The sequence below is a fragment of the Acetobacterium bakii genome (genome assembly GCF_001263355.1).
GTDB lineage: Bacteria > Bacillota > Clostridia > Eubacteriales > Eubacteriaceae > Acetobacterium > Acetobacterium bakii.
The window spans coordinates 40,099-60,366 of the sequence record NZ_LGYO01000015.1 but is presented as its reverse complement, the minus strand read 5'-3'; the positions used below and the strand labels follow the sequence as shown (position 1 = coordinate 60,366).

Annotated in this window: 18 protein-coding genes and 1 CRISPR repeat array; of the genes, 9 read left to right on the top strand and 9 right to left on the bottom strand. The window is 39.0% G+C overall.

Annotated features, from left to right (window positions below; all coding sequences use genetic code 11):
• Positions 1-6: 6 nt before the first annotated feature.
• Positions 7-561: a CRISPR direct-repeat array (repeat unit 30 nt; unit sequence ATTTAAAAACATCATATGTTATGGTTCGGC).
• 159 nt (positions 562-720) lie between these two features.
• The 8 genes from cas2 to cas6 are packed head-to-tail and all read right to left on the bottom strand — an operon-like array spanning position 721 to position 9,361.
• The gene (gene cas2, locus AKG39_RS07080; protein ID WP_050739682.1) at positions 721-1,005 is read right to left on the bottom strand and encodes a CRISPR-associated endonuclease Cas2; all 285 of its coding nucleotides are present in this window, start codon (positions 1,003-1,005) and stop codon (positions 721-723) included.
• Positions 1,006-1,008: 3 nt separating this feature from the next.
• Positions 1,009-2,007, bottom strand: coding sequence for a type I-B CRISPR-associated endonuclease Cas1b (cas1b, locus tag AKG39_RS07075; RefSeq protein WP_050739681.1), 999 nt, complete (start codon positions 2,005-2,007; stop codon positions 1,009-1,011).
• 12 nt (positions 2,008-2,019) lie between these two features.
• Positions 2,020-2,514, bottom strand: a complete 495-nt coding sequence (locus tag AKG39_RS07070) for a CRISPR-associated protein Cas4 (RefSeq protein WP_050739680.1) — start codon at positions 2,512-2,514, stop codon at positions 2,020-2,022.
• A gap of 11 nt (positions 2,515-2,525) precedes the next feature.
• Positions 2,526-5,153 carry a CRISPR-associated helicase/endonuclease Cas3 gene (locus AKG39_RS07065; RefSeq protein ID WP_050739679.1) on the bottom strand — a complete coding sequence of 876 codons (2,628 nt, stop codon included), beginning with the start codon at positions 5,151-5,153 and terminating at the stop codon, positions 2,526-2,528.
• A gap of 9 nt (positions 5,154-5,162) precedes the next feature.
• Positions 5,163-5,918, bottom strand: a complete 756-nt coding sequence (gene cas5b, locus AKG39_RS07060) for a type I-B CRISPR-associated protein Cas5b (protein ID WP_050739678.1) — start codon at positions 5,916-5,918, stop codon at positions 5,163-5,165.
• 2 nt (positions 5,919-5,920) lie between these two features.
• A complete protein-coding gene (locus AKG39_RS07055; protein WP_050739677.1) occupies positions 5,921-6,907 on the bottom strand; it encodes a type I CRISPR-associated protein Cas7 in 987 nt (328 codons plus the stop codon).
• Positions 6,897-8,657: a hypothetical protein gene (locus tag AKG39_RS07050; RefSeq protein WP_050739676.1), complete on the bottom strand. Its 1,761-nt coding sequence runs from the start codon at positions 8,655-8,657 to the stop codon at positions 6,897-6,899. The genes AKG39_RS07055 and AKG39_RS07050 overlap by 11 nt, the downstream gene beginning before the upstream one ends.
• A gap of 11 nt (positions 8,658-8,668) precedes the next feature.
• Positions 8,669-9,361 (bottom strand): CRISPR-associated endoribonuclease Cas6, encoded by a 693-nt coding sequence (gene cas6, locus AKG39_RS07045; protein ID WP_050739675.1) that lies wholly within the window; start codon positions 9,359-9,361, stop codon positions 8,669-8,671.
• Positions 9,362-9,752: 391 nt separating this feature from the next.
• Between cas6 and AKG39_RS07040 the strand changes: the two genes are divergently transcribed.
• Positions 9,753-11,078: an HdeD family acid-resistance protein gene (locus AKG39_RS07040; RefSeq protein ID WP_050739674.1), complete on the top strand. Its 1,326-nt coding sequence runs from the start codon at positions 9,753-9,755 to the stop codon at positions 11,076-11,078.
• A 62-nt stretch (positions 11,079-11,140) separates the two neighbouring features.
• Here the strand turns inward: AKG39_RS07040 and AKG39_RS07035 are convergent, their stop codons facing one another.
• Positions 11,141-11,797: a Crp/Fnr family transcriptional regulator gene (locus AKG39_RS07035; protein ID WP_050739673.1), complete on the bottom strand. Its 657-nt coding sequence runs from the start codon at positions 11,795-11,797 to the stop codon at positions 11,141-11,143.
• Positions 11,798-11,884: 87 nt separating this feature from the next.
• Between AKG39_RS07035 and AKG39_RS07030 the strand changes: the two genes are divergently transcribed.
• The 8 genes from AKG39_RS07030 to acsD all read left to right on the top strand — a co-directional run bounded on the left by AKG39_RS07030 (position 11,885) and on the right by acsD (position 20,253).
• Positions 11,885-12,706: an ATP-binding protein gene (locus tag AKG39_RS07030; protein ID WP_050739672.1), complete on the top strand. Its 822-nt coding sequence runs from the start codon at positions 11,885-11,887 to the stop codon at positions 12,704-12,706.
• 63 nt (positions 12,707-12,769) lie between these two features.
• A complete protein-coding gene (locus tag AKG39_RS07025; protein WP_050739671.1) occupies positions 12,770-13,114 on the top strand; it encodes a cupin domain-containing protein in 345 nt (114 codons plus the stop codon).
• Positions 13,115-13,201: 87 nt separating this feature from the next.
• A complete protein-coding gene (gene hcp / locus AKG39_RS07020) occupies positions 13,202-14,758 on the top strand; it encodes a hydroxylamine reductase (RefSeq protein WP_050739670.1) in 1,557 nt (518 codons plus the stop codon).
• 266 nt (positions 14,759-15,024) lie between these two features.
• Complete coding sequence (locus tag AKG39_RS07015; RefSeq protein ID WP_050739669.1) at positions 15,025-15,810, top strand: ATP-binding protein; 786 nt, start codon at positions 15,025-15,027, stop codon at positions 15,808-15,810.
• A gap of 78 nt (positions 15,811-15,888) precedes the next feature.
• A complete protein-coding gene (acsV, locus tag AKG39_RS07010; protein ID WP_050739668.1) occupies positions 15,889-17,814 on the top strand; it encodes a corrinoid activation/regeneration protein AcsV in 1,926 nt (641 codons plus the stop codon).
• 14 nt (positions 17,815-17,828) lie between these two features.
• A complete protein-coding gene (locus tag AKG39_RS07005) occupies positions 17,829-18,476 on the top strand; it encodes a DUF3786 domain-containing protein (RefSeq protein ID WP_050739667.1) in 648 nt (215 codons plus the stop codon).
• Complete coding sequence (locus tag AKG39_RS07000; protein WP_050739666.1) at positions 18,476-19,117, top strand: DUF3786 domain-containing protein; 642 nt, start codon at positions 18,476-18,478, stop codon at positions 19,115-19,117. The genes AKG39_RS07005 and AKG39_RS07000 overlap by 1 nt, the downstream gene beginning before the upstream one ends.
• A gap of 200 nt (positions 19,118-19,317) precedes the next feature.
• A complete protein-coding gene (gene acsD / locus AKG39_RS06995) occupies positions 19,318-20,253 on the top strand; it encodes an acetyl-CoA decarbonylase/synthase complex subunit delta (RefSeq protein WP_050739665.1) in 936 nt (311 codons plus the stop codon).
• Positions 20,254-20,268 lie beyond the last annotated feature (15 nt).

Below are 20,268 nucleotides of genomic sequence, written 5' to 3'. Positions count from 1 at the left end.
AGACAAATTTAAAAACATCATATGTTATGGTTCGGCGGTAATATCTTGTCTACTTTTTAATGATGGATACATATTTAAAAACATCATATGTTATGGTTCGGCTTCCAAAGCATCAGGGAATACAGCCCCAAAGGTTTTATTTAAAAACATCATATGTTATGGTTCGGCTAACCCAGCTAATCCGGCTAATATAGCCCCTACCGGAATTTAAAAACATCATATGTTATGGTTCGGCACCCATGGGACTCGCGTCAGGTGTTACTTAGACCATTTAAAAACATCATATGTTATGGTTCGGCGGGAAATCCATCGGCTTGATTATGCGGAAACGTTTTATTTAAAAACATCATATGTTATGGTTCGGCAAATGCGTTTGGTGGTCGTAGGCGATGCAATATAACATTTAAAAACATCATATGTTATGGTTCGGCGGAAAACGCCTATGATAAGCATAAAAAGTTATTACATTTAAAAACATCATATGTTATGGTTCGGCGGCATACGCTGCCACGGTTGCCGCTTCACAGCTCCATTTAAAAACATCATATGTTATGGTTCGGCTATAGCAAAATCGCTAAAAAATAATGGTGTAATCCCATTAAATCAGATGAATATAGGCATCTCAGAATATTTCCCACCCTTTTAAGGAATATCAATAAAGTTCCTCAAATCCCATTAATACGGTGATTTCGATAGAAATGAGCAAACTCACCTGGTAAATCAAAGAAAAAGATTTTCGGCAGATTGAAAATTACCTAAAGTTTCTTCTTCAAAAACATCCCCATTAAGCAATTTAATAATACACACAAAGTCCTCTTCGCCAACAATAATGTTTTTTAATTCTTGTCGAAGTTGAATGAGCTTTGAGGGCGTAATTGCACCGCGAAAAACCGATTTTTGGTAATGCACCAAATATTTTTTGCAAATTTTAAAAACCTTGGTTACACGTTTTTCGTTAATGTCATAGAAAACAAAGGCATAGTTATAATTGAGTGATTTTCCCATGATTTACTGCTTCTCCTTATTGTTGAATGGTATAAAAGTTTGCTCCTCTAGGATTTCCTTAATTAGCTTATAACAGTCTAGCTTGATGGCGGTTCGATAACTTACCTTTCGCTTAAGCTTGGGATGCTGAAAAACATTTTCAAGACGTTCTTCAAAGGCTCCGATAAATACTTTGCGGCCTTCTTCATTAAGAATACAGTAATTTAACTTCTTTTCAAAATGTTTATCGACTTGAAGACGTCGATTATTTACAAGATCAAAGATTGTCTTAAAAACAATTACGGGTTTAAAAACTTCGCATAAATCAAGACTCAAAGAAAACCGGCCTTCCGATGGCTCGTGAAGAAAACTGATCCGCTGATCCAAATGAGTCTGGTAAATCACAGATATAGTCTTGGAATAAAGCAAACTGTTTCCAAAAGAAATTAGTGCATTGATGGGATTATCAGGAGGACGCTTGACGCGTTTGTTCATCATAAAATCTTCTTGCAAGAAATACTTAAAACATGAATAAAAACGCTGCCATAATTCACCTTCAATTTGTAAAATTTGTTTTATATTGTATGCACGAGACAGGTTTAATGGCAAATCCTTGCGAATCCAGTCAATGATGGGTTTTACCTCTTTCTTTTCATGCTTATAATAATGATAGAGCAGTTCATCAATATTGCAGGCGATGCCCTGAACAATTGCCTTGGCAATATCAAGACGTTTATTTATTGACGCGTTTACCTGAGCAACCAACAAACGGCCGCTGACCAAAGTTTCTTTAGGATAAAAGGTGCCACTATAGCCTTCATGATAGTTGAAAAAGTGAATAATGACATTGTTTTTCGAGAGAAAATCAAGAAGCTTAGTATTAATGCTAACTTCAGACAAACAATAGAGTTCACGTATCCCTTCAATGGGAATATAAGTATTTCGTCCGTTCACACGAAAGCAGAGCGAATTATCCTTTCTGGCCAACTCACCCATCGATGTCAGATATCGGGTATGTCCCATAGGAAACCTCCTTTAGATACAGCAATAGGTGTAATAAGCGCATTTAGTGCACTTCCTATTAATAGCAATAGACGGTGGTGCCGGTTGGTTCAACAGTTCAATAATTTCTATTTCGATGATTGATAGCTTTTGAATGTTTTCATCGTCCAGGGCCACATAATATGTTTTGCGATCACTTTTATTTTTTTCAATAAATTCTATTTTTCCTTGGCGTTCAATTCCTTTGTTCTTCAGAATGTTTAGATAGAAAAGAACTTGCCACTTAACGGCTTCATAGTCAGCATCAGATTTTTTTATTTCAACCAGATAATCTTTGGTGATTTTATCAATTTTGATATTTTCAACAGCGATTTCCGTTCCGGTACTTTCAGAAGCTTTAACCGCATGCAGCGCCTTTCCAATTTTAACATCCTCACTGTTGTCTTCCAGATTGATCCGATTGCCATGGAGCCAACATTGTCGCTTGCAATGAATATAATAATTCACCAGGGTACCGGTTATTCCCATAAGCTACTCCTTTACAAAAAAAGATTGTTTTCATGATGGGCACGAAATGCATTTCGATCAAACTTACCATTTGGGAAAAACGCTTCATCACGTTCACAGCGATAAAGATCACCAATTTGTCCTTGATTGTCAAAAGAATAATTTGGCATTGAAATCTGATAAATAAAATAATCCATTTTCTCTGAAAAATTAGACAGTCGTACCCGTTTTTCGGCATAGCCTATGGAATTGTCTTTAAGTAAATCAATATAGTCATTCCACAAGGCATCGCTGTCAATAAGAATCCCCTCAATTTCGACAGGATCACCGCAAATGAACAAAGAGATTTCCTGGCGATTATCATCAATGAGCTTCATATGTTTTTGGAGTTCAAAATAATTAAAATTCCATAAGGTTTCCCGGGCAAAATTTTCAATATTTGACTCATTATAAGCCTGTTTGGACGCATTGATTTCTTTGAGTATGATATCATAAAAGGCAGTAAAGTTTTTGTTCTCAAGCAGGTTCCACATGGTTTGATCCTGGATGGTGAGGTGTTCCTGTTTTCTAAAATCGTTGCGGTATAAAAGATCAGCAGGGTCGTAGTTGAAAAAGAAAACCTTGGCACCTTTTTTCTTGCAGGAACGATTGATACGTCCAAGGAACTGTTCTTCTGCATCAAAAAGTGAAATGTCTTTAAAACCCATATCCATATCGATGTCGACGCCGGCTTCGATCACCTGAGTGGCGACCAGAATCAAATTTTTTCCGGTTCGCACCTTTTCAATAATGCGCTTTCTTTCCGCTTTATTGTCATCACCAGTCATACATAAAACTTCGCGGTTGATTCCCCGTGAGCTGAGTTTGTCATTTAATCGTGCAAAAAAATCTAGGGCTGTCGATTTCCTAATAAATTCAATCAGAACTTTGTTCTCAAAACCAATAAAATCCGGATTGTTTTCAAGTGCAAGGCTGGTTTCGATTATTTTGTCTAAAAGCTTATCTAGAATGGTCTCCCGGTCATATTTTAGCAATGAGAAATCTAAACTTACGCGGTCTTTAAAGAGGGGATGCTGGTAGTAGCGTTGTGGATCTTTAATGAGTCTTGGCACAGAGGGAGCGTCATCCAAACTAAGCTGTCCCAAATCTGGTAGGGTAGCGGACATAATGATAATGCGCATATTTAAAAGCTGGGCATAATCCTGAAGAAATAGAATAATCTCTTTCCAAAGATGGTTAGGATAACTTTGGATTTCATCCATGATAATAACACTGTTGGCAAGATGTGCCAAGGGAAAAACCGATTCCCGGTCAGTGCCAAAAAGCGTATTAAAAAAATTGACGTGGGTGGTCAGAACCATTGGATAATGCAAAAATTGCCGGGCTAAAAGAGATTGTTCATAATCAGTACGTAGCTCTTTATCGGATTCATACAATTCACCATCTGGATAATCACTGCCAGGAGTTGTCAACGCTTTAATAGAGGTAATACCATTAACCACCGTAATCGCATCAGCAATGATTGGATCAGCATTAAAGGCACTTATTAAACTGCTCTTGGTTTGCTCGACTAAGGTATTAAAAGGAAAGACATAGGTGATTTTATTGAGCCTCGAATCTGATTCTAATAGTTTTAGGGCAAGATTGATAGAGGTATTGGTTTTACCACTTCCGGTGGGCGCTTCAAAGAAGAAAAGTGATTCATTGGAATTTTTCAATAGGTTTTCTTCAGCCTCTAAAAAAAGTTCACTACGCAAGGTGTTGATATCGTCTTTTCCAAATGGACTTACAATGGTTCTGTCTTTGCTCAATTGGTGTTTGTGGATGTTTTGAGTAATGGGCGATTGATTAAATGCAGTTAGATAGTTGCTAATATCATTGAGGGTGCCAAAATTTTGAATGGGGCCGTTCATAAAATCAGAGGTGGCATAAAAATCGCAGGAAACCAGAAGACCAAACAAAAATCGTCCATAGATGATCCAGGGAATCGACTTCCATAGTTCATTTCTTTTTAGGTCAGTTAGGATCTTATGATGAGATTGCTCAATAATTCCCGGCTTTTTTAAGATGCCGTGAAATGGTTCCATATAGAAAATACAGTCATCGGGTTTTTCATTAACTAAATCTTGATCGATTTTTTCTAAAAAATCTGGAAAATTGCTGAGATAACCATGATGCTTGCTAATGATATAGGCATTAAAGACTAAGGTAAAGAACAGGATACGTTGTTCTTTACCTTTAAACACAAAGACTTTATTGAGATAGTGATTTGCATAAATGAGCGCTGAAAAGTAAGAGTGATTTGTGTTTTTCGAGAGGGTAGCCTGATGGGCGTGATTCTTCATTTTCTGGCATTGAAAATTTGGATTGGTTTTACCAAGGTCATGGGCATAGATAGCATTATAAAGAAGCTCTTGCCACAAGGCTTTGGCTGGATCGGATAAATCGCCAACCAATTGAATTTCGAAATGATGAAAAATCGGGTCTAAGTTCTTTTCGGCGCAAAGTTTCGCAAAGTAACTCATGGTAAGGTCTATATGTTCTTCCAGCAACTCCGATTTAATGTTTCCATGCCTATCTTCGCTAAGATGGGCATGGAATGGAGCAGTTGTATTAAAATTCTCTTTGAAATTAAAGAGTGGTATTTGATCAAAATACATGGCAATCTCCTAAAAAAAGATAAGATTCGTTTTAGCGACCTGGTGTACGGTTGTCGTAGCTGATAATTTTACCGGAATATTAGTATAAATAAATGGGATAGTCTGATATTGATTCGAATAAGAATCGATTGTCAGAGGCAGCCGCTCTTCATATTTAAAATCAAGTTCGTCAGTATCGTCTAAAAACAAATCATCAGGAGGAACCAGAGACCCGGATAGTTTGGGGAAGAGGCTGTGGATGCGAACTGGTAAATCAGGTGATAGCACCTCAAGCGGATAAACCTCGATTCCTTCAATATTGGCGTAGTGATCATTTTTCCCAAGATAGGGGAGATAGACAAAACGTTTTTCGAGGAACCGGTTTTTTAAATCTTGAGGCAATACGTCTGCATCTGAGTTATCAAACAACAAATAAATTTGCCAGGCGGGCTTTTCCAACCATTGCTCTTTAACAATTAGATTACCACCCGCTTCTTTAGATGCATAACCAACAGAATTATTGAAAACCTGCACCTTTTTGGGAATGTAGCCCTCTTTGTTTAAAGGTTGAATGGCAACTTTCAAATGTTGTAACTGAGCATAGAATTCAGGATAAGAGTCAGATTTACTTTGTTGGTTATAGCCGTCTAATCCTAAAATCCCACCTAAAATTCCTAATAATGCAACCTTATGAATATGCCCATAGGTGTAATATTGATAGGTGTTGACGTCTGGTTGTTTGAAAAAACCGGTTTCGCCGCTGAGCTTAAAGGTGAGTGTCTCCATGCTTATACCTCAGCTTTTGTAAAGATATTAAATAGTTTGGCTTTGTTTAATTCTCCTTCAAGAATGGTCGTATAGGGATTATAATGAATTTCCACAGATTGAACGCGGTTTTCAAGACTGTTGATTAAATCGGTCATTCCTAAGTGAATAATATCTTTGCTGTTTGGATTTTTTTCAAAAGTAATATATTGGGCAAGGTCGGGCAAATAAAGTTCTGGTTCCGTTTCAATAAAAAGTGAAAATTCGTTTTCGCAGCCAACCTTGGCATTAGTGTTATATGAAGTGGCGGCAATAGATGCAGCGGTTTTGAATTTCTCATAATCTGCTTGGGTGTAACCTTCAGTAACACCCATTTCAACGAAGTTTTTATAAACACTGGGATTAATCGCAAAACCATAAAAATAATGGGCTTCATTGCTGACGATTTTTGTTCCCAGGGTGGATTGATTTGCAGCTTCAACTTCATCATTATCATCGGATGAAGTCTTGTTGACTTTTTTATCTACTCTAAAAGGTGATAATATTTGTTGTTCTTCAACGTTATGTCCGTCGTATTTATTAAATCCCTGAGTAATCTGAACAGCGCCAGTGATTGAAAGGTTATTTCCCTCTTCTGCAAAGGTAGCGCCGAAATTTTTGATATCAATAGCAGTGAATAGATTCTTAAGAATATTCGTACTGTCCCGCTCTTCTTTGAGATTTTTCACGCTAAAAACTTCTTCATAACGTTCTTTAAGGGTTTTTGGGCGAATATCTGTGCTTTCTTGGTTGCTCTTTTTATCAGTAGTTGTTTCTGTTTTGTATGATTTTATATACATCACTTTTTCGCCCTGATCTTCCCACATCCGTTTAATCGGGTACTTTAGCGCTTTATCACTGCCGAAAACTTCGCCGGTAGAAATGGATTTAGGAAACCCGGTAAAATCTGCGTTCCAGTTTGCCATCACCGATTTAATCCCGAGAACACCATAAATTCGTTTATTTAACATTAGTCTTTTCCTCCTGTGTTTTGGTTTCTTTGCTTGATTCATAGAGTAGATTTTGGCTTAAATAACCAGCAATCAATGTAGTTGAATCTATCGGGCCATCAGGAATATATGAAAAAATCATACTCTGAAGATTCCCAAAACGACGACTCGGTTGGATTATATAATTGTATTTCAGAAAAAGTCGTTTAACCAAGTCTTTTAATTTTTCATCCGTTTTGCAATTGATAACCGGATTAACGGTTGAGTATACAGGTTGATTAGATTTACTTTTAGATAGATAATAGTTTGTAATCTGACCAACGGCATAAAAATATTCCTGATCATTTTCAATGGAATGATCCCCGGTGCTGTTTATTTTTTCGCGTAATCCTGTTTTAATTGAACTTAACTGATCTGCCATACTTGTTCCTCCTTTAAAATAAGTGATAAATCCGTCGCGCACATTGAATTGTTCAATGGCTTTAATAAAATGACCATTACCAATCGAGTTTTTAATCAGTTCAAGGGAGCTTTTGGGGAAGAGGTTCTTAATCGTCCGGGCATCCCCCTTATAAAACCAGGTAAAAAAACCGTTTCGGCATCGTAAGAGCTCTTCTTTGACTCTAAAATCATTAAGCCTGATATCGCCGGCATCGGTAAAATAATTGGTGGTTAAGAATTTTCTGAAAAAAGTCGTATTGATCAGATGCTGAACGCTTTTTAAATTAAAGCTCTCTCCGTAGGTCAGGTCGGTATGGGCATCCTTAGGAAGATGGATGGCCTGACGAATGGTAAATTGATCAAGATCGGGTGAATAGCCGGTGATTAAATCATAATCCCGTATTTCTAGTTCTTTTCCTTTTTGGATTCTTAGAAAATAGCCACTAAAATTCTTGGCGTGAGCTTCGCTGCTTTCGTAGGGATAGATGGGATCCGGATCATTCCTGTCTGTGCTGAAATAGACATTTGTTTTTCCCTGATTGGCGTAATTATACAAGTAATCGAAAAACTTTTTTTGCGTATAAACATCGTCAGTAGAAAGGAGGTAGGGAACCTTACTTTTGATGCGGGTTTTGTTCTCGAGATATGGCTTTTTGGCGTTCATTCCCATATTGTTGTTGGGGAGTCCGAAAATTTGGTCATCGATTAAAATATTGTACTCGGTGGTGTTATAGATATTGGGCAGGAAGTAACGCTGACTTTCCTGGTGATACAGACTCAGATCGGCCATAAAAAAGATTTTGAGATAGGTTTTATCAAATTTGATTTTGGGGTCGTCGATAAATGAAAAAATATGCTTGGTGATCCAGGTTTTACAAAAATCAGAGATTTGAAGATCAGGAGCGCCAATTGATGTTTCAATATTGTTGTAAATTTCAAGACTCTTTCCTTTGTATTTAAGACGAGGATTTTTAAGAATAGCATAGTAGTTGTTAATAATGTCGAGGTTAAGCTTGGTATTACCGTTATGATCGGGTTGTAGATTATCTTTTTTTATCCAGAAAGATAAATAGTTGTTGCTATGAATCACTTTCTTTCCATCAATCGGCTTGTTCATATCCAATAATTTAGACAGATAATCGCGCTCAATAAAGTCATCAAAGCCAATCCGCTCAAATTTATTTTTGACCACATCTTTTTGATCAATGATTTGGCCTTGCAGATCAACCAGAATATAAGTGCCGGGATCAAGGGTATAATTGTCAGTGATCAAGGCATCACCGGCTTCAGCAAATTTTTGCTCAAAAATACCAATACAGTCTTTTAGCATTACATCACCTCCTAGGCGAATTTATAACCACAGAATCCAAAGCCCCGGGAGCCTGCTTCTAATAATCCACAACCCAAGGCCGTATAGGCAAGTTTTTGGGCGGATGGATTAGGTTCAACCATCAGGGTTATCTTGTCTCCTAAAAGTTTAATATTTTTGTATTGAGTGGCGATCGGCTTATGGTTATCGAATTTGATGAGAGAAAAGAACTGGAAGTCTTCCTCCATTTTTGTATTTGTAATAATATTGAATTTCTTTATGAGGTTTTCAGTTAACCGTTGTTCAAATTTGGCAAGATGCATATTAGTTCGCCAATAACCTTGATCTGACTTTAGTACACATGGAGTGATGGTATATATTTTGGAGAGGTGAACTAATGGTAATATTGTTGGTTTGATGGTTAGAACTTTTAAAAATGGGGAATAAGAATTTTGTAAGTTCGTCATAAATAAGCGCCCCAGTTCTTCATTAACGGTTCGAAGAGTGAAAGAATATATTTTACCTTCACCATATATTTTACTTTGTTCCAAGGGAATTAAACCGGAAAATGTATAATTTTTGACTTGATTACTCTCGTGCCATTTCAACCAATTTTGGTCACTTGTAAAGCTAAAATCGATCAATTCACATATTTTCTGCATGAGCATGGTGTGGTGAATATTTTGTAAAACATATACCTTAATAGAATATGAATAAATTTTCATTGCTCCTACCTCCTTATTGGATAGCATACACTGGAATAAATTTATTGTCAATACATAATAAAAAATAAATAAAAATATACCAACTAATTGTACATGATAATATTAAATTGAAATTTAATTATTCCCATCAAAAATAGCCCACCTAGAAAAATCTAGGTGGGCTATTTACATCATATGTTATGGTTCGGCGAATTATTAAATGAACTACCATCAAATAGTACAATTTAAATACAGAAGATTCTGTTACGGTTCTCTTAAGATATTATACCTAAGTTTTTTCTATTTGTATATTAATCAAGATGAAATTTTTATAACTTCATGAATATTCCCACATATTATGATTGTGAATACAAATTAATTCTGATAAAATGAAGCAAAAAGGAGGTTTTCCATGGTTGCTTTTAAAAACACGGCACCGGTTGTTTGGATATTGATAGCAATTGCGGTGTTTATAAGCGGTGTTATTGTATTATTTGACATAGGACTGGCTTTGGAGATTATTGTGACGGTTGTATCGGTTTTGATATTTATGGTCGGAATTATGTATCTGGCATCTATTTTTTTAAAAAAAGGCGAAAGTAAGTTTAGAGAGCTTGGGATTGGCTTGCTTTGCATCTTTGGCGGGATTTTCACCTATGCATATCCCCAATTTTTAAAAGGAACATTTAGCTTGGCAGTGGGGATGCTGGGTATTGCCATTGGTTTTTTTGTGCTGCTCAACAGCTTGAAGTTAAGAAAAGATGGGGCATCCTGGATTGGGACTCTGATTAAAGCCCTTGTTTATATCTTTTTAGGAATTGACATGGTATTTTTCGGAACAAATGCCGAAATTTTTGCAATAATATTTGGTGTTTATCTTATCTTTTTTTCTTTTAATATTTTCGGCGATGCCATGGTAAGTCTGATGAAACATAATGATGGTGCGCAAAAAATGAAAAAGCATGTTCGGGTATCACTACCGGTGATATTTGCCGCTTTTTTACCGATACGATTGTTGAAAAAGGTGAATAAACTGGTGGAAGAAGAGCCCCAGGAGCTATTATTGCTTTCGGAAAAAAACCAGCAAAAGACTCCGGATTTAGTTATTTACATTCATACCCGGGAGGGCTTGATTCCTGGAATGGGGCATGTGGATATTAGTATGGATGGTTTGGTTTACAGCTACGGGAATTACGATGATGCCACCTGGAAAATGGGGGGATTTTTTGCGGACGGTGTTATGGTTGAAATGGGCAAAGAGGCCCATATTAAACAGGCTCTGGACGTTGAGAAAAAAATTCTTATGGCTTATGGCCTAGCGTTAACGCCGGAACATAAGAAAGGCGCACAGGACAAGCTTGATGAAATTGTTAACGATCTAATGCCCTGGGAACCCCTGGCCCAGCAAAGTGAAAAAGGAGAAATAGAAGGAAAACCTGAGGACTACAACGATGTTTCCAGCCAGCTGTATAAAGATACCGGAGCCCGTTTTTATAAATTCAGGTTCGGAAATCCCTTTAAAACTTATTATGCCATGGGGACAAATTGCGTCAAGCTGGTGGATACCATCGTAGGCAAAACCGGGATTGACCTTTTGAAAATCAACGGCATTATCACGCCTGGCGCATATCTGGATTATCTGGATCGTTTATACGAACGGGGCGATTCCATTGTGGTCACCCGAACACTCTATCAGGATATTGAAAAGAATTTAGATAATAACGCTGTACCTGCTTAAAACAAAATTTTGTATCGAAACTGTCCTCGTCAGGGGTCATCTTTTTACGGCAATTATTCTGATTATAATAGCTTAAAACTCTTGTTCTGGTATTCAATGACACCATCCTTCTGCAGCTTTGACAGCACCCGTGACAGGGCGCTGCGGTCTACACAAAGAAAATCAGCCAATTCGTTTCGAGTAAAGGGAATCTCAAATTGAGAATTCCCTTTTTTTTCGGCCTGAAGAGACAGGTAAGAAAGTACCTTATCCTGAATGGTTCGGCGGGAAAGGAGCTGGTTTTTATTGCTGAGCAGCAGATTCTTTCGGGCGAGTATTTTTAATAAATTTTCAATGAGCTGGTTATGAAACTGGCAGCTTGAGGGACAGGTGGTGATAATTCGAGCAACACCCAGGCACATAATATGACTGTTGGCCTTGGCAACGACGGTTACCGGACTTTCATCCACACCCGCACAGGCCAGCGCTTCGCCAAAAATATGCCCGGGATGCACTTCAGTGAGAATGGAGCGGTTCCCCATATAATCCTCCTGAATGATCTGGAGTTCCCCGGATAATAAGATGCCCACGAAATTGACGGGGTTTCCAGACATTAGCACAATTTCGCCTTTGGAAAAGCATTTTTCCTGGCTGCCCAGACACTGGAGCATGGCTTCCAGACTGTCACCGACATTCTCAAATAATTTAACTTTTCTTAAAACTTGAAATTTATTTTCCATAATTCCTCTTTGTGTTGCATATGCAACAGTTCTTTTGGGTAGATTATAGTATGATTAGTCCAAGAAATCAAGTAGGAGGAAAAAATAATGATACGAAAAATAATTACAATAGATGAAAATAAATGCAATGGTTGTGGTTTATGCGCTGAAGCATGCCACGAAGATGCCATCGGAATGATAAATGGAGTTGCAACTCTTTTAAGAGATGATTACTGTGACGGGTTGGGGGATTGCCTGCCAACATGTCCAACCGGAGCCATCAGCTTTGTGGAACGGGAAGCTGATGCTTATGATGAAGCCGCTGTCCTGGCCAACATGAAAAAGAAGGAAGTAGCAAAAATGAAAATCGAAACAAGAACCGGGGGATGTCCGGGAACCCAGGCTAAAAGCATTGAACGCGATGTTACACCAGAGGATGATGGTCTGGAACCGTTAGCCTGCGGATGTCCAGGCTCATCATCGAAACCGATTGTCCGGGAAAATGATGGATGTGAATGCGAATGCACCGAAGAAAAAGCCACCGCCGCCGATGTGCCAATGGCTCAGCTTAACCAATGGCCGGTTCAAATTAAGCTTGCTCCGGTCAATGCACCTTACTTCAATGGTGCCAATTTACTGATTGCAGCAGATTGTACTGCCTTCGCCTATGGGGATTTTCACAACCGTTTCATGAAAAATAAAATTACTCTGGCAGGATGCCCGAAACTGGATTCCGTTGATTATTCCGAGAAACTCACAGAAATTTTAAGAATTAACGATATCAAGAGTGTCACCGTGGTGCGGATGGAAGTGCCTTGCTGCGGCGGTATTGTTACAGCGGTTACCGAAGCCCTGAAAAACTCCGGGAAAATGATTCCCTGGCAGATTGTCACCATTACTACCGACGGTAAAATTTTAGAAAACGCTTAAAAACGTTTCAGGGGATTTAATAGGGGTATTAATTAAAGTGAACTTAAAAACAGGAGGTTTACCATGGAAAAAAATTATATTAAAAATATTGATGTTGCTGAAGTATCGACCCTGGTGGATTTAGTATCATACCAAAGCAATCAGATTGTCAGTAAAACCTTGGCACAAAACCCGGCGATCAGTTTAACCCTGTTTGCCTTCGATAAAGGTGAGGAAATAAGCTCTCACGAATCAGATGGCGATGCGATGATTGTGGCTTTGGATGGTGAAGCCTTAATTACCATAGCAGGGCAAAAATACAGCCTGAAAAAAGGCGAAACCATTGTCATGCCATCAAAAAAACCACACGCAGTCTATGCGACAGAACCATTTAAAATGTTTCTTGTGGTGGTATTTCCACAGCAATAGAACATTCCTATTAATCGGCTATTTCTCGTAGCGATACGAGTTAGGTATATAAATGCTCAATAATATTTATGGAAAGAGGTAAAAGTAATGAAAGATATGTTTTGTTTTCAATGTGAACAAACAGCTAAGGGAACTGGCTGTGAAGTAAGTGGCGTGTGTGGTAAAACACCACCGGTATCGAATCTCCAGGATGAATTAATAGGTGCAACCATTGGTCTGGCACGTGCGGTTTCCAATACTAAAGAAACTGAGGCCACCGATGCCTGTGTCGAAAAAGCTTTGTTTACAACCGTTACCAATGTCAGTTTTGATGACGAGAGCCTCAAGGCAATGATTGCCTGTGTTGAAAAAATGAAAACAGACCTTGATCCCTCAGCGGAAAACTATGACATGAAAAAATTATGGGAAGAGAATGAAGACATTCGTTCGTTAAAAACACTGATTCTTTTAGGTATTAAAGGAATGGCATCCTATGCCCATCATGCCGATATCTTAGGCTATAAAGATCCCAAAGTGAATGCCTTTTTTTACAAAGCGCTGGTTGCAGTGGGTTCGGATATGGGAATGGATGAATTACTGCCCATTGTGTTAGAAACCGGAACGGTAAACCTCGCCTGTATGGCACTTTTGGATAAAGCCAACACCGAAACCTATGGTACACCGGTACCAACTGAAGTACCGTTAACCATTGAAAAAGGACCGTTTATTATTATTACGGGCCATGACCTTCACGATTTAAAGCTGCTGTTAGAACAGACTGAAGGTAAGGGCATTAACATCTATACCCATGGCGAAATGCTGCCGACTCATGCGTATCCCGAACTTAAAAAATATCCACAGCTTAAAGGAAACTTTGGGACGGCATGGCAGAATCAACAAAAAGAATTTGCCAACGTACCAGCACCTGTTCTTTTCACCACTAACTGTATTATGCCGGTAAAAGAAACCTATTCAGACCGCATTTTCACAACTGACGTGGTTCAATATCCGGGTATGATCCATATTGGAAAAGACAAAGACTTTACCCCAGTTATTGAAAAATCATTAGCACTAGGTGGTTATGCTGAAGACCGCGAAATGACAGGCATTAATGGCGGAAAAACATTGTTGACCGGATTCGGGCATGGTACCGTTCTGGGTGTTGCTGATAAGGTCGTTGCAGCGGTAAAAGCAGGGGATATCAAACACTTCTTCCTGGTTGGCGGTTGCGATGGTGCCAAAACCGGTCGAAACTATTATACTGAATTTGTTCAAAAGGCGCCGGAAGATTCCATTATTCTGACCCTTGCCTGTGGTAAATTCCGTTTCAATGATTTGGATCTCGGAACCATCGGTGGATTACCGCGTTTAATGGATATGGGTCAATGTAATGATGCCTTTTCCGCTATTCAGGTGGCCGTAGCTCTGGCAGGCGCCTTTGAATGTGATGTCAATGATTTACCGTTGAGCATGGTATTGTCATGGTACGAACAAAAGGCCGTTGTTATCTTACTGACCCTTTTGTCGCTGGGCATTAAAAACATTCTGCTTGGACCAACACTACCGGCATTTATTTCACCTAACGTGTTAAAAGTGCTGGTTGACAATTATAATATTGGACCAATCTCCACACCTGAAGCTGATCTTGCAAAACTTTTAGCTTAAATATTTGTTGAATAACCGATGGATAAAAAGCGGCCACAGACCCTATCGATAGGCGTCTGTGGCCGCTTTTTTCGATGGCTTAAATTGATCTTTATGAAAGAATGCACTATTGTAAAGCAAGAATGATTATGGTATGATGTGCTTGTCGATACATATATATACAAGTTGATAAGAAAACAAAATTTTCCTGTTGTAAGTTCATATGTTATAACTTAAACTGGATTATAACAAATTAATGCGAAAAAATTATTTTGGAGGAAAAAATTATGGCTTTTAATATTGCGGTTGCGGGTAAAGGCGGAGTTGGTAAAACAAGTCTTACCGGTATGCTCATTGAATATTTGGTTGCAGAAGGTCTGGGTCCTATTTTAGCAGTGGATGCTGACGCTAATGCGAATTTGAATGAAGTTTTAGGTGAAGAAGTTGAGTTATCTATCGGTGAAATCAAAGAGGAAGTTAATCATGCTGAAATGAACGGTGTCCCATTATCTCCGGGAGTAACAAAATCTGATTTTCTTCAGCTGCGTTTAAATCAGGCGGTTGCTGAAGGGAATGGCTACGACCTGCTTGTTATGGGGCGAAGCCAGGGAGCCGGTTGCTACTGTTATGTCAACGGTATTTTAAAGCATCAATTAGACATTTTGGCAAAAAATTATCAATACATCATTGTGGATAATGAAGCAGGCATGGAACATTTAAGCCGAGGCACACTGGGAAAAATTGATATGCTCATTCTTGTGAGTGATTGTTCCCGTCGGGGCATCCAGGCGGTTGGCCGAATTAAAGAGTTGGTTAAAGAGCTGAAATTAAAGGTGCCAACCATTAAGCTGATTGTTAACCGTGCACCAGACGGCGTTCTGAATGATGGAACCGCTGAAGAAATTAAAAATCAGGGTCTGGATCTAATTGGGGTTGTGCCTTTGGATCAAAATGTGTTTGAATTTGATGCCTATGGGAAACCATTGGTTGACCTGCCCTCAGATTCACCGGCAAAGGTCGCATTAAGAGGGATTGTTGATAAATTGGAAATTATTAAAAATAAAAAGAAATAAAGAATATATGATCTGCCGGGAGGGCTTTGCCCTCCCGGGATTGTTTAAATAGGAACTGCGGAAAAGGGGAGATGTTAAATGCAAAAAGTACGGTTTAAAGTAAAAGGTAAACGAAGCGTCGAATTAATAGCCAGTGATAATGAAAATTTATTGGAGGCGGCCAGAAGAGCCGGTGTGATGATTGATTCGCCCTGTAGCGGAAATGCCACCTGTGGTAAATGCAAGGTTAAAATAGTCGCCGGAAAAGTCAAAACAACAAAGTCCCGGCATATTTCAGACGAAGAAGCAGCAGCTGGAATCGTGCTTTCCTGTAATTCCACGATTATTGAAGACATCGAAGTGGAAGTTCCCGATTTGGCATCCTCTTTTGTAAACGAAATGCAGATTACGGATCTCTCGAAAAATGAGAATAAAAACATTAGCTATGTGCGTAAGAAGATGATTAAGCGGGGTATGACCAATGCCAGTCGATTGAGATCCGAAGTGATTCAATTACCGGAGCCCAATATTGAGGACAGTCTTGCTGATGAAGACCGTCTGAAGCTTTATTTCAGGCATGAGTTGGGTTATCAGGATATTTCCATGAGCTTAAATCTGATTCGGAAACTTCCGGATGCATTCCGGTTCAATAATTTCAAAATTGAGGTTGTTTATCTCAAACGCCGAGAAGTGGCAGAAATACTTGACGTTAAACCGGCAAATGCTGAAAAAACCGTGCTTTATGGAATGGCCCTGGATATTGGCACCACCTCGGTTTCAGCCTGTCTGGTGGATATGAATACCAATGAAATTGTGACCAAAATCTCCATGGGCAATGCCCAGGTAAAATATGGAGCGGATGTTATTAATCGCATGGTTTATTCAGAAAAACCCGGTGGACTTGAAAATCTCAGGCATGCTATTGTTGATGAAACCATTAATAACCTCATTGAAAAAATGGTCAGCGCTCTGGGCATTTTTCCCGAGGACATATATGAGGTATGTGCAGCGGGAAACACCACTATGAATCATTTGTTATTGGGAATCAACCCGAATTATCTCAGAAGGGAACCTTTTATCCCGGCAATTAATGACATCCCAGAGATGAAATGTTCAGAAGTTGGCATTAAAATTAACCCTGAGGGGAAAATATATTTGGCACCTTCGGTGGCCAGTTATGTTGGCGGCGATATTACTGCCGGAGTCTTTGCCGTGCCGGTATGGATGCGCGAAGAGTTTACCATGCTGGTGGATTTAGGAACCAATGGCGAAATCGTTTTTGGAAACAAGGATTTTCTGATGACCTGTGCCTGTTCGGCAGGACCGGCCTTTGAAGGCGGAGAAATCAGCTGTGGTACCCGTGCGGTGCCAGGAGCCATCGAAGCGGTTATTATCAATGAGGGTGACCTCAGACCCTTTTATAACACCATTGGATGCGTGAGCCCCATTGGAATTTGCGGATCCGGTATCATTGATCTGATTTGCGAGATGAAACGTACTGGAATTATCAACGGCAAAGGTCGCATGGATCGGGATCTGAACAATCCCAGAATTCGTTTTGACGAATATGGAATTGGCCAGTATTTTCTCTATTGCAAAGAACTGGATAATGGTTCAAGAGATGTTTATATCACGGAAATAGACATCGATAGTTTCATTAAGGCCAAAGGCGCTGTTTTTTCCGCGATTTATACTTTAATGGAAAGCCTGGATATGTCCATCGATGTGCTGGAAAACGTTTATGTTGCCGGCGGTATTGGCACCAATTTAGTCATTGAAAATGCCATTGCTTTGGGCATGCTGCCGGATATTCCGGTGGAAAAATATTATTATATCGGTAACAGCTCCATGCAGGGGTGCTATCTGGCACTGACCCTTACCGAAGGAAAAGACCAGATTCGAGAAATTTCTAAAAATATGACTTATATGGAATTAAGTATTCATCCAACGTATATGGATGAATTCATAGCGGCCTGTTTTATTCCGCATACCAACATGGATTTGTTCCCTTCCTTAAAAAATTAAACTAGGAGAGTTTTATGGAAAATACTTTGCGCGATGAAGTGGCAATTGAAGAGAAACGAAAAGATAAAATACCTTACGATCATTATAAAGCTTTATTAAAAGACAATGATCCTCAGGTTGTGTCAAAAAAAACCACCTGTCCCTATAACCAGGAAACCCATGCATTTACGGTCACCGTTATGGGTTCACCCTATATGGTGACCTATCCCCAGGGAGATGTGACTGATTCAGCAGGGGAAGACTTTGATAATTACAAATTAAAAACGATGATTCTCCGGTATTTAATCAATGCCAAGGGTGCGGCGGCAACCGGTGAGAATATTTCCTACCGGGATGTTTCCGGCGGGAATGCCTATTTTGCCTGTTTTGAAGGACGCTGTCTCAAACGCTTTGCCTTTACCTTTAATTACAATGTTGACGGTCTAAAAAAAGCCATGGGAATATTGGACGCCGAGCCGCAGACCATCGGAGATATGTCCTGGCGGTTTGAAGTCATTAACAATATGTTCATGACGGTTATTTTGTGGGTGGGGGATGATGAATTTCCACCGGAAGCGCAGATTTTGTTTGATGCCAATTTTCCAACAGCCTTCAGTGCCGAGGACATGGCAGTCATGGGTGATATTTTCATACCGGCATTAAAAGAATTAGGTAAAAAATAATGAAAACTTCAAAAATTCAGGAGATTGATCCGCATTTTTCTGAAAGTAGTTACATTGTCAGCAGGGATCTGGTGAAAAACCATGATCCGCTGGTAATGAGTCAAAATTCTCAATGTTCCTATGATGCCGCTCAGGGAATGTTCAGCGTTCCGGTTTTAGGCGAAGGCTATTCTGTGCATTATCCCAGCGGCGAAGTATTAAACAGCAAGGGTGAGGATTTTGACAATTATTCGGTAAAAATCATTGTTTTGCGCTATCTGATGAACGCCAAAGCCGGAATTAACTCTGGAGAAATGGTAAGTTTTAAGGAATTTCCTGATGGTGCTTTATATTACCCCAATTTTTATAAAAGATGCCTTCAGGTTTTTGCAAATATTGGCAATGAGATGCCCGAGGCCTTGAAAAAATATATGGACGCCATAAACGCCAGTCCCATGGGAAAAGGGGACCTGTCATGGCAGTTTACTTTTATGCCAGGAGTGAAAATTGCCTGTATTTTATGGTTTGGCGATGATGAATTTGAAGCTGAGGGTCAGATTCTATTTGACAAAAGTTTAACAAAGGTGTTTAATATAAAGGATTTGGCAATTTTAGGTGATGTGTTTATGATTTCATTGAAAACCTTTACTTTCTCTTTATAAACAAAAAAAAACATAATAAATTTTAATAAAAACCTGAAAAATAATTGACAATCTTTTAACTAGTATAGTACAATCTGTGTATACTTATATATACAGGTTAAACACTGCATTATGTAATGGTTTTAATTGTGTGTTTTAAAGTGTGATGCTTTGGAATAAATATTTTGAAAAAAGGTAACAGGTTAGGAGGAAACAAAAAAATGCCATACAAAAAGACAGAACTAAAATTTAATGGCAAGATCAACACGTGTGAGATAGGTGCAGGAGATGCAGCTATAAGCATAGGGGGCGAAAACACATTACTCTTTTTAGGTGATGAAGGTTTTAAACCTGCAGTTGGGATTGCAATCACAGATTCACCAGAAGACTGGTCTGATTGTTTCACTGATATTTTCGGTGACGACTTGAAGAATCCAGCAGCTTGGGCAAAAGCAGCAGTTGAAAAATCAGGTGCTGATTTCTTACTAGTTAAACTAGCAAGTGCAGATCCAAACGGAGCTAACAATTCAGTGGAAAACTGCGTTGCAACAGTTGTTGCAGTAGAAGGTGCAATTAACGTACCTTTGGTTGTAGAAGGATGTAAAAACGCAGAAAAAGATGCTAAGTTACTGGAAGAAGTAGCAAAAGCGCTTGAAGGAAAAAATGTTGTTTTATTCTCTGCAGTTGAAGATAATTACAAAACAATCGGTGCTGCTGGTGGAATGGCTTACGGACAAAAAGTATCCGCTGAATCCTCAGTTGATATCAACCTTGCAAAACAATTGAATATCTTATTAACACAATTAGGGGTTAAGAGCAAAGATATTATCATGGACGTTGGATCAGCAGCAGTTGGTTACGGATTTGAATATGTTGCTTCAACCATGGATCGTATTCGTCTTGCTGGCCTAGGTCAAAACGATGAAAGTTTACAGATGCCAATTATTACCAATATTTCAGGAGAATCCTGGGGTGTTAAAGAAGCTGTGTCTACACTTGAAGATGCACCAGAATGGGGCGATCAAGAAGCCCGCGGTATTGGTATGGAAGTTGCAACAGCTGCAGCTTGTGTTGTTGGCGGATCAAACGCTATTATCGTAAGACATCCAGAATCAGCTAAAACAATAAAAAGCTTGATTGCTGGATTAATAGGTTAGGAAAGGAAGGCGAAT

Bases quoted from the DNA above. Each gene is read 5' to 3' on its own strand.
- cas2 (WP_050739682.1), bottom strand. From the start codon at position 1,005: ATGGGAAAATCACTCAATTATAACTATGCCTTTGTTTTCTATGACATT.
- cas1b (WP_050739681.1), bottom strand. From the start codon at position 2,007: ATGGGACATACCCGATATCTGACATCGATGGGTGAGTTGGCCAGAAAG.
- AKG39_RS07070 (WP_050739680.1), bottom strand. From the start codon at position 2,514: ATGGGAATAACCGGTACCCTGGTGAATTATTATATTCATTGCAAGCGA.
- AKG39_RS07065 (WP_050739679.1), bottom strand. From the start codon at position 5,153: ATGTATTTTGATCAAATACCACTCTTTAATTTCAAAGAGAATTTTAAT.
- cas5b (WP_050739678.1), bottom strand. From the start codon at position 5,918: ATGGAGACACTCACCTTTAAGCTCAGCGGCGAAACCGGTTTTTTCAAA.
- AKG39_RS07055 (WP_050739677.1), bottom strand. From the start codon at position 6,907: ATGTTAAATAAACGAATTTATGGTGTTCTCGGGATTAAATCGGTGATG.
- AKG39_RS07050 (WP_050739676.1), bottom strand. From the start codon at position 8,657: ATGCTAAAAGACTGTATTGGTATTTTTGAGCAAAAATTTGCTGAAGCC.
- cas6 (WP_050739675.1), bottom strand. From the start codon at position 9,361: ATGAAAATTTATTCATATTCTATTAAGGTATATGTTTTACAAAATATT.
- AKG39_RS07040 (WP_050739674.1), top strand. From the start codon at position 9,753: ATGGTTGCTTTTAAAAACACGGCACCGGTTGTTTGGATATTGATAGCA.
- AKG39_RS07035 (WP_050739673.1), bottom strand. From the start codon at position 11,797: ATGGAAAATAAATTTCAAGTTTTAAGAAAAGTTAAATTATTTGAGAAT.
- AKG39_RS07030 (WP_050739672.1), top strand. From the start codon at position 11,885: ATGATACGAAAAATAATTACAATAGATGAAAATAAATGCAATGGTTGT.
- AKG39_RS07025 (WP_050739671.1), top strand. From the start codon at position 12,770: ATGGAAAAAAATTATATTAAAAATATTGATGTTGCTGAAGTATCGACC.
- hcp (WP_050739670.1), top strand. From the start codon at position 13,202: ATGAAAGATATGTTTTGTTTTCAATGTGAACAAACAGCTAAGGGAACT.
- AKG39_RS07015 (WP_050739669.1), top strand. From the start codon at position 15,025: ATGGCTTTTAATATTGCGGTTGCGGGTAAAGGCGGAGTTGGTAAAACA.
- acsV (WP_050739668.1), top strand. From the start codon at position 15,889: ATGCAAAAAGTACGGTTTAAAGTAAAAGGTAAACGAAGCGTCGAATTA.
- AKG39_RS07005 (WP_050739667.1), top strand. From the start codon at position 17,829: ATGGAAAATACTTTGCGCGATGAAGTGGCAATTGAAGAGAAACGAAAA.
- AKG39_RS07000 (WP_050739666.1), top strand. From the start codon at position 18,476: ATGAAAACTTCAAAAATTCAGGAGATTGATCCGCATTTTTCTGAAAGT.
- acsD (WP_050739665.1), top strand. From the start codon at position 19,318: ATGCCATACAAAAAGACAGAACTAAAATTTAATGGCAAGATCAACACG.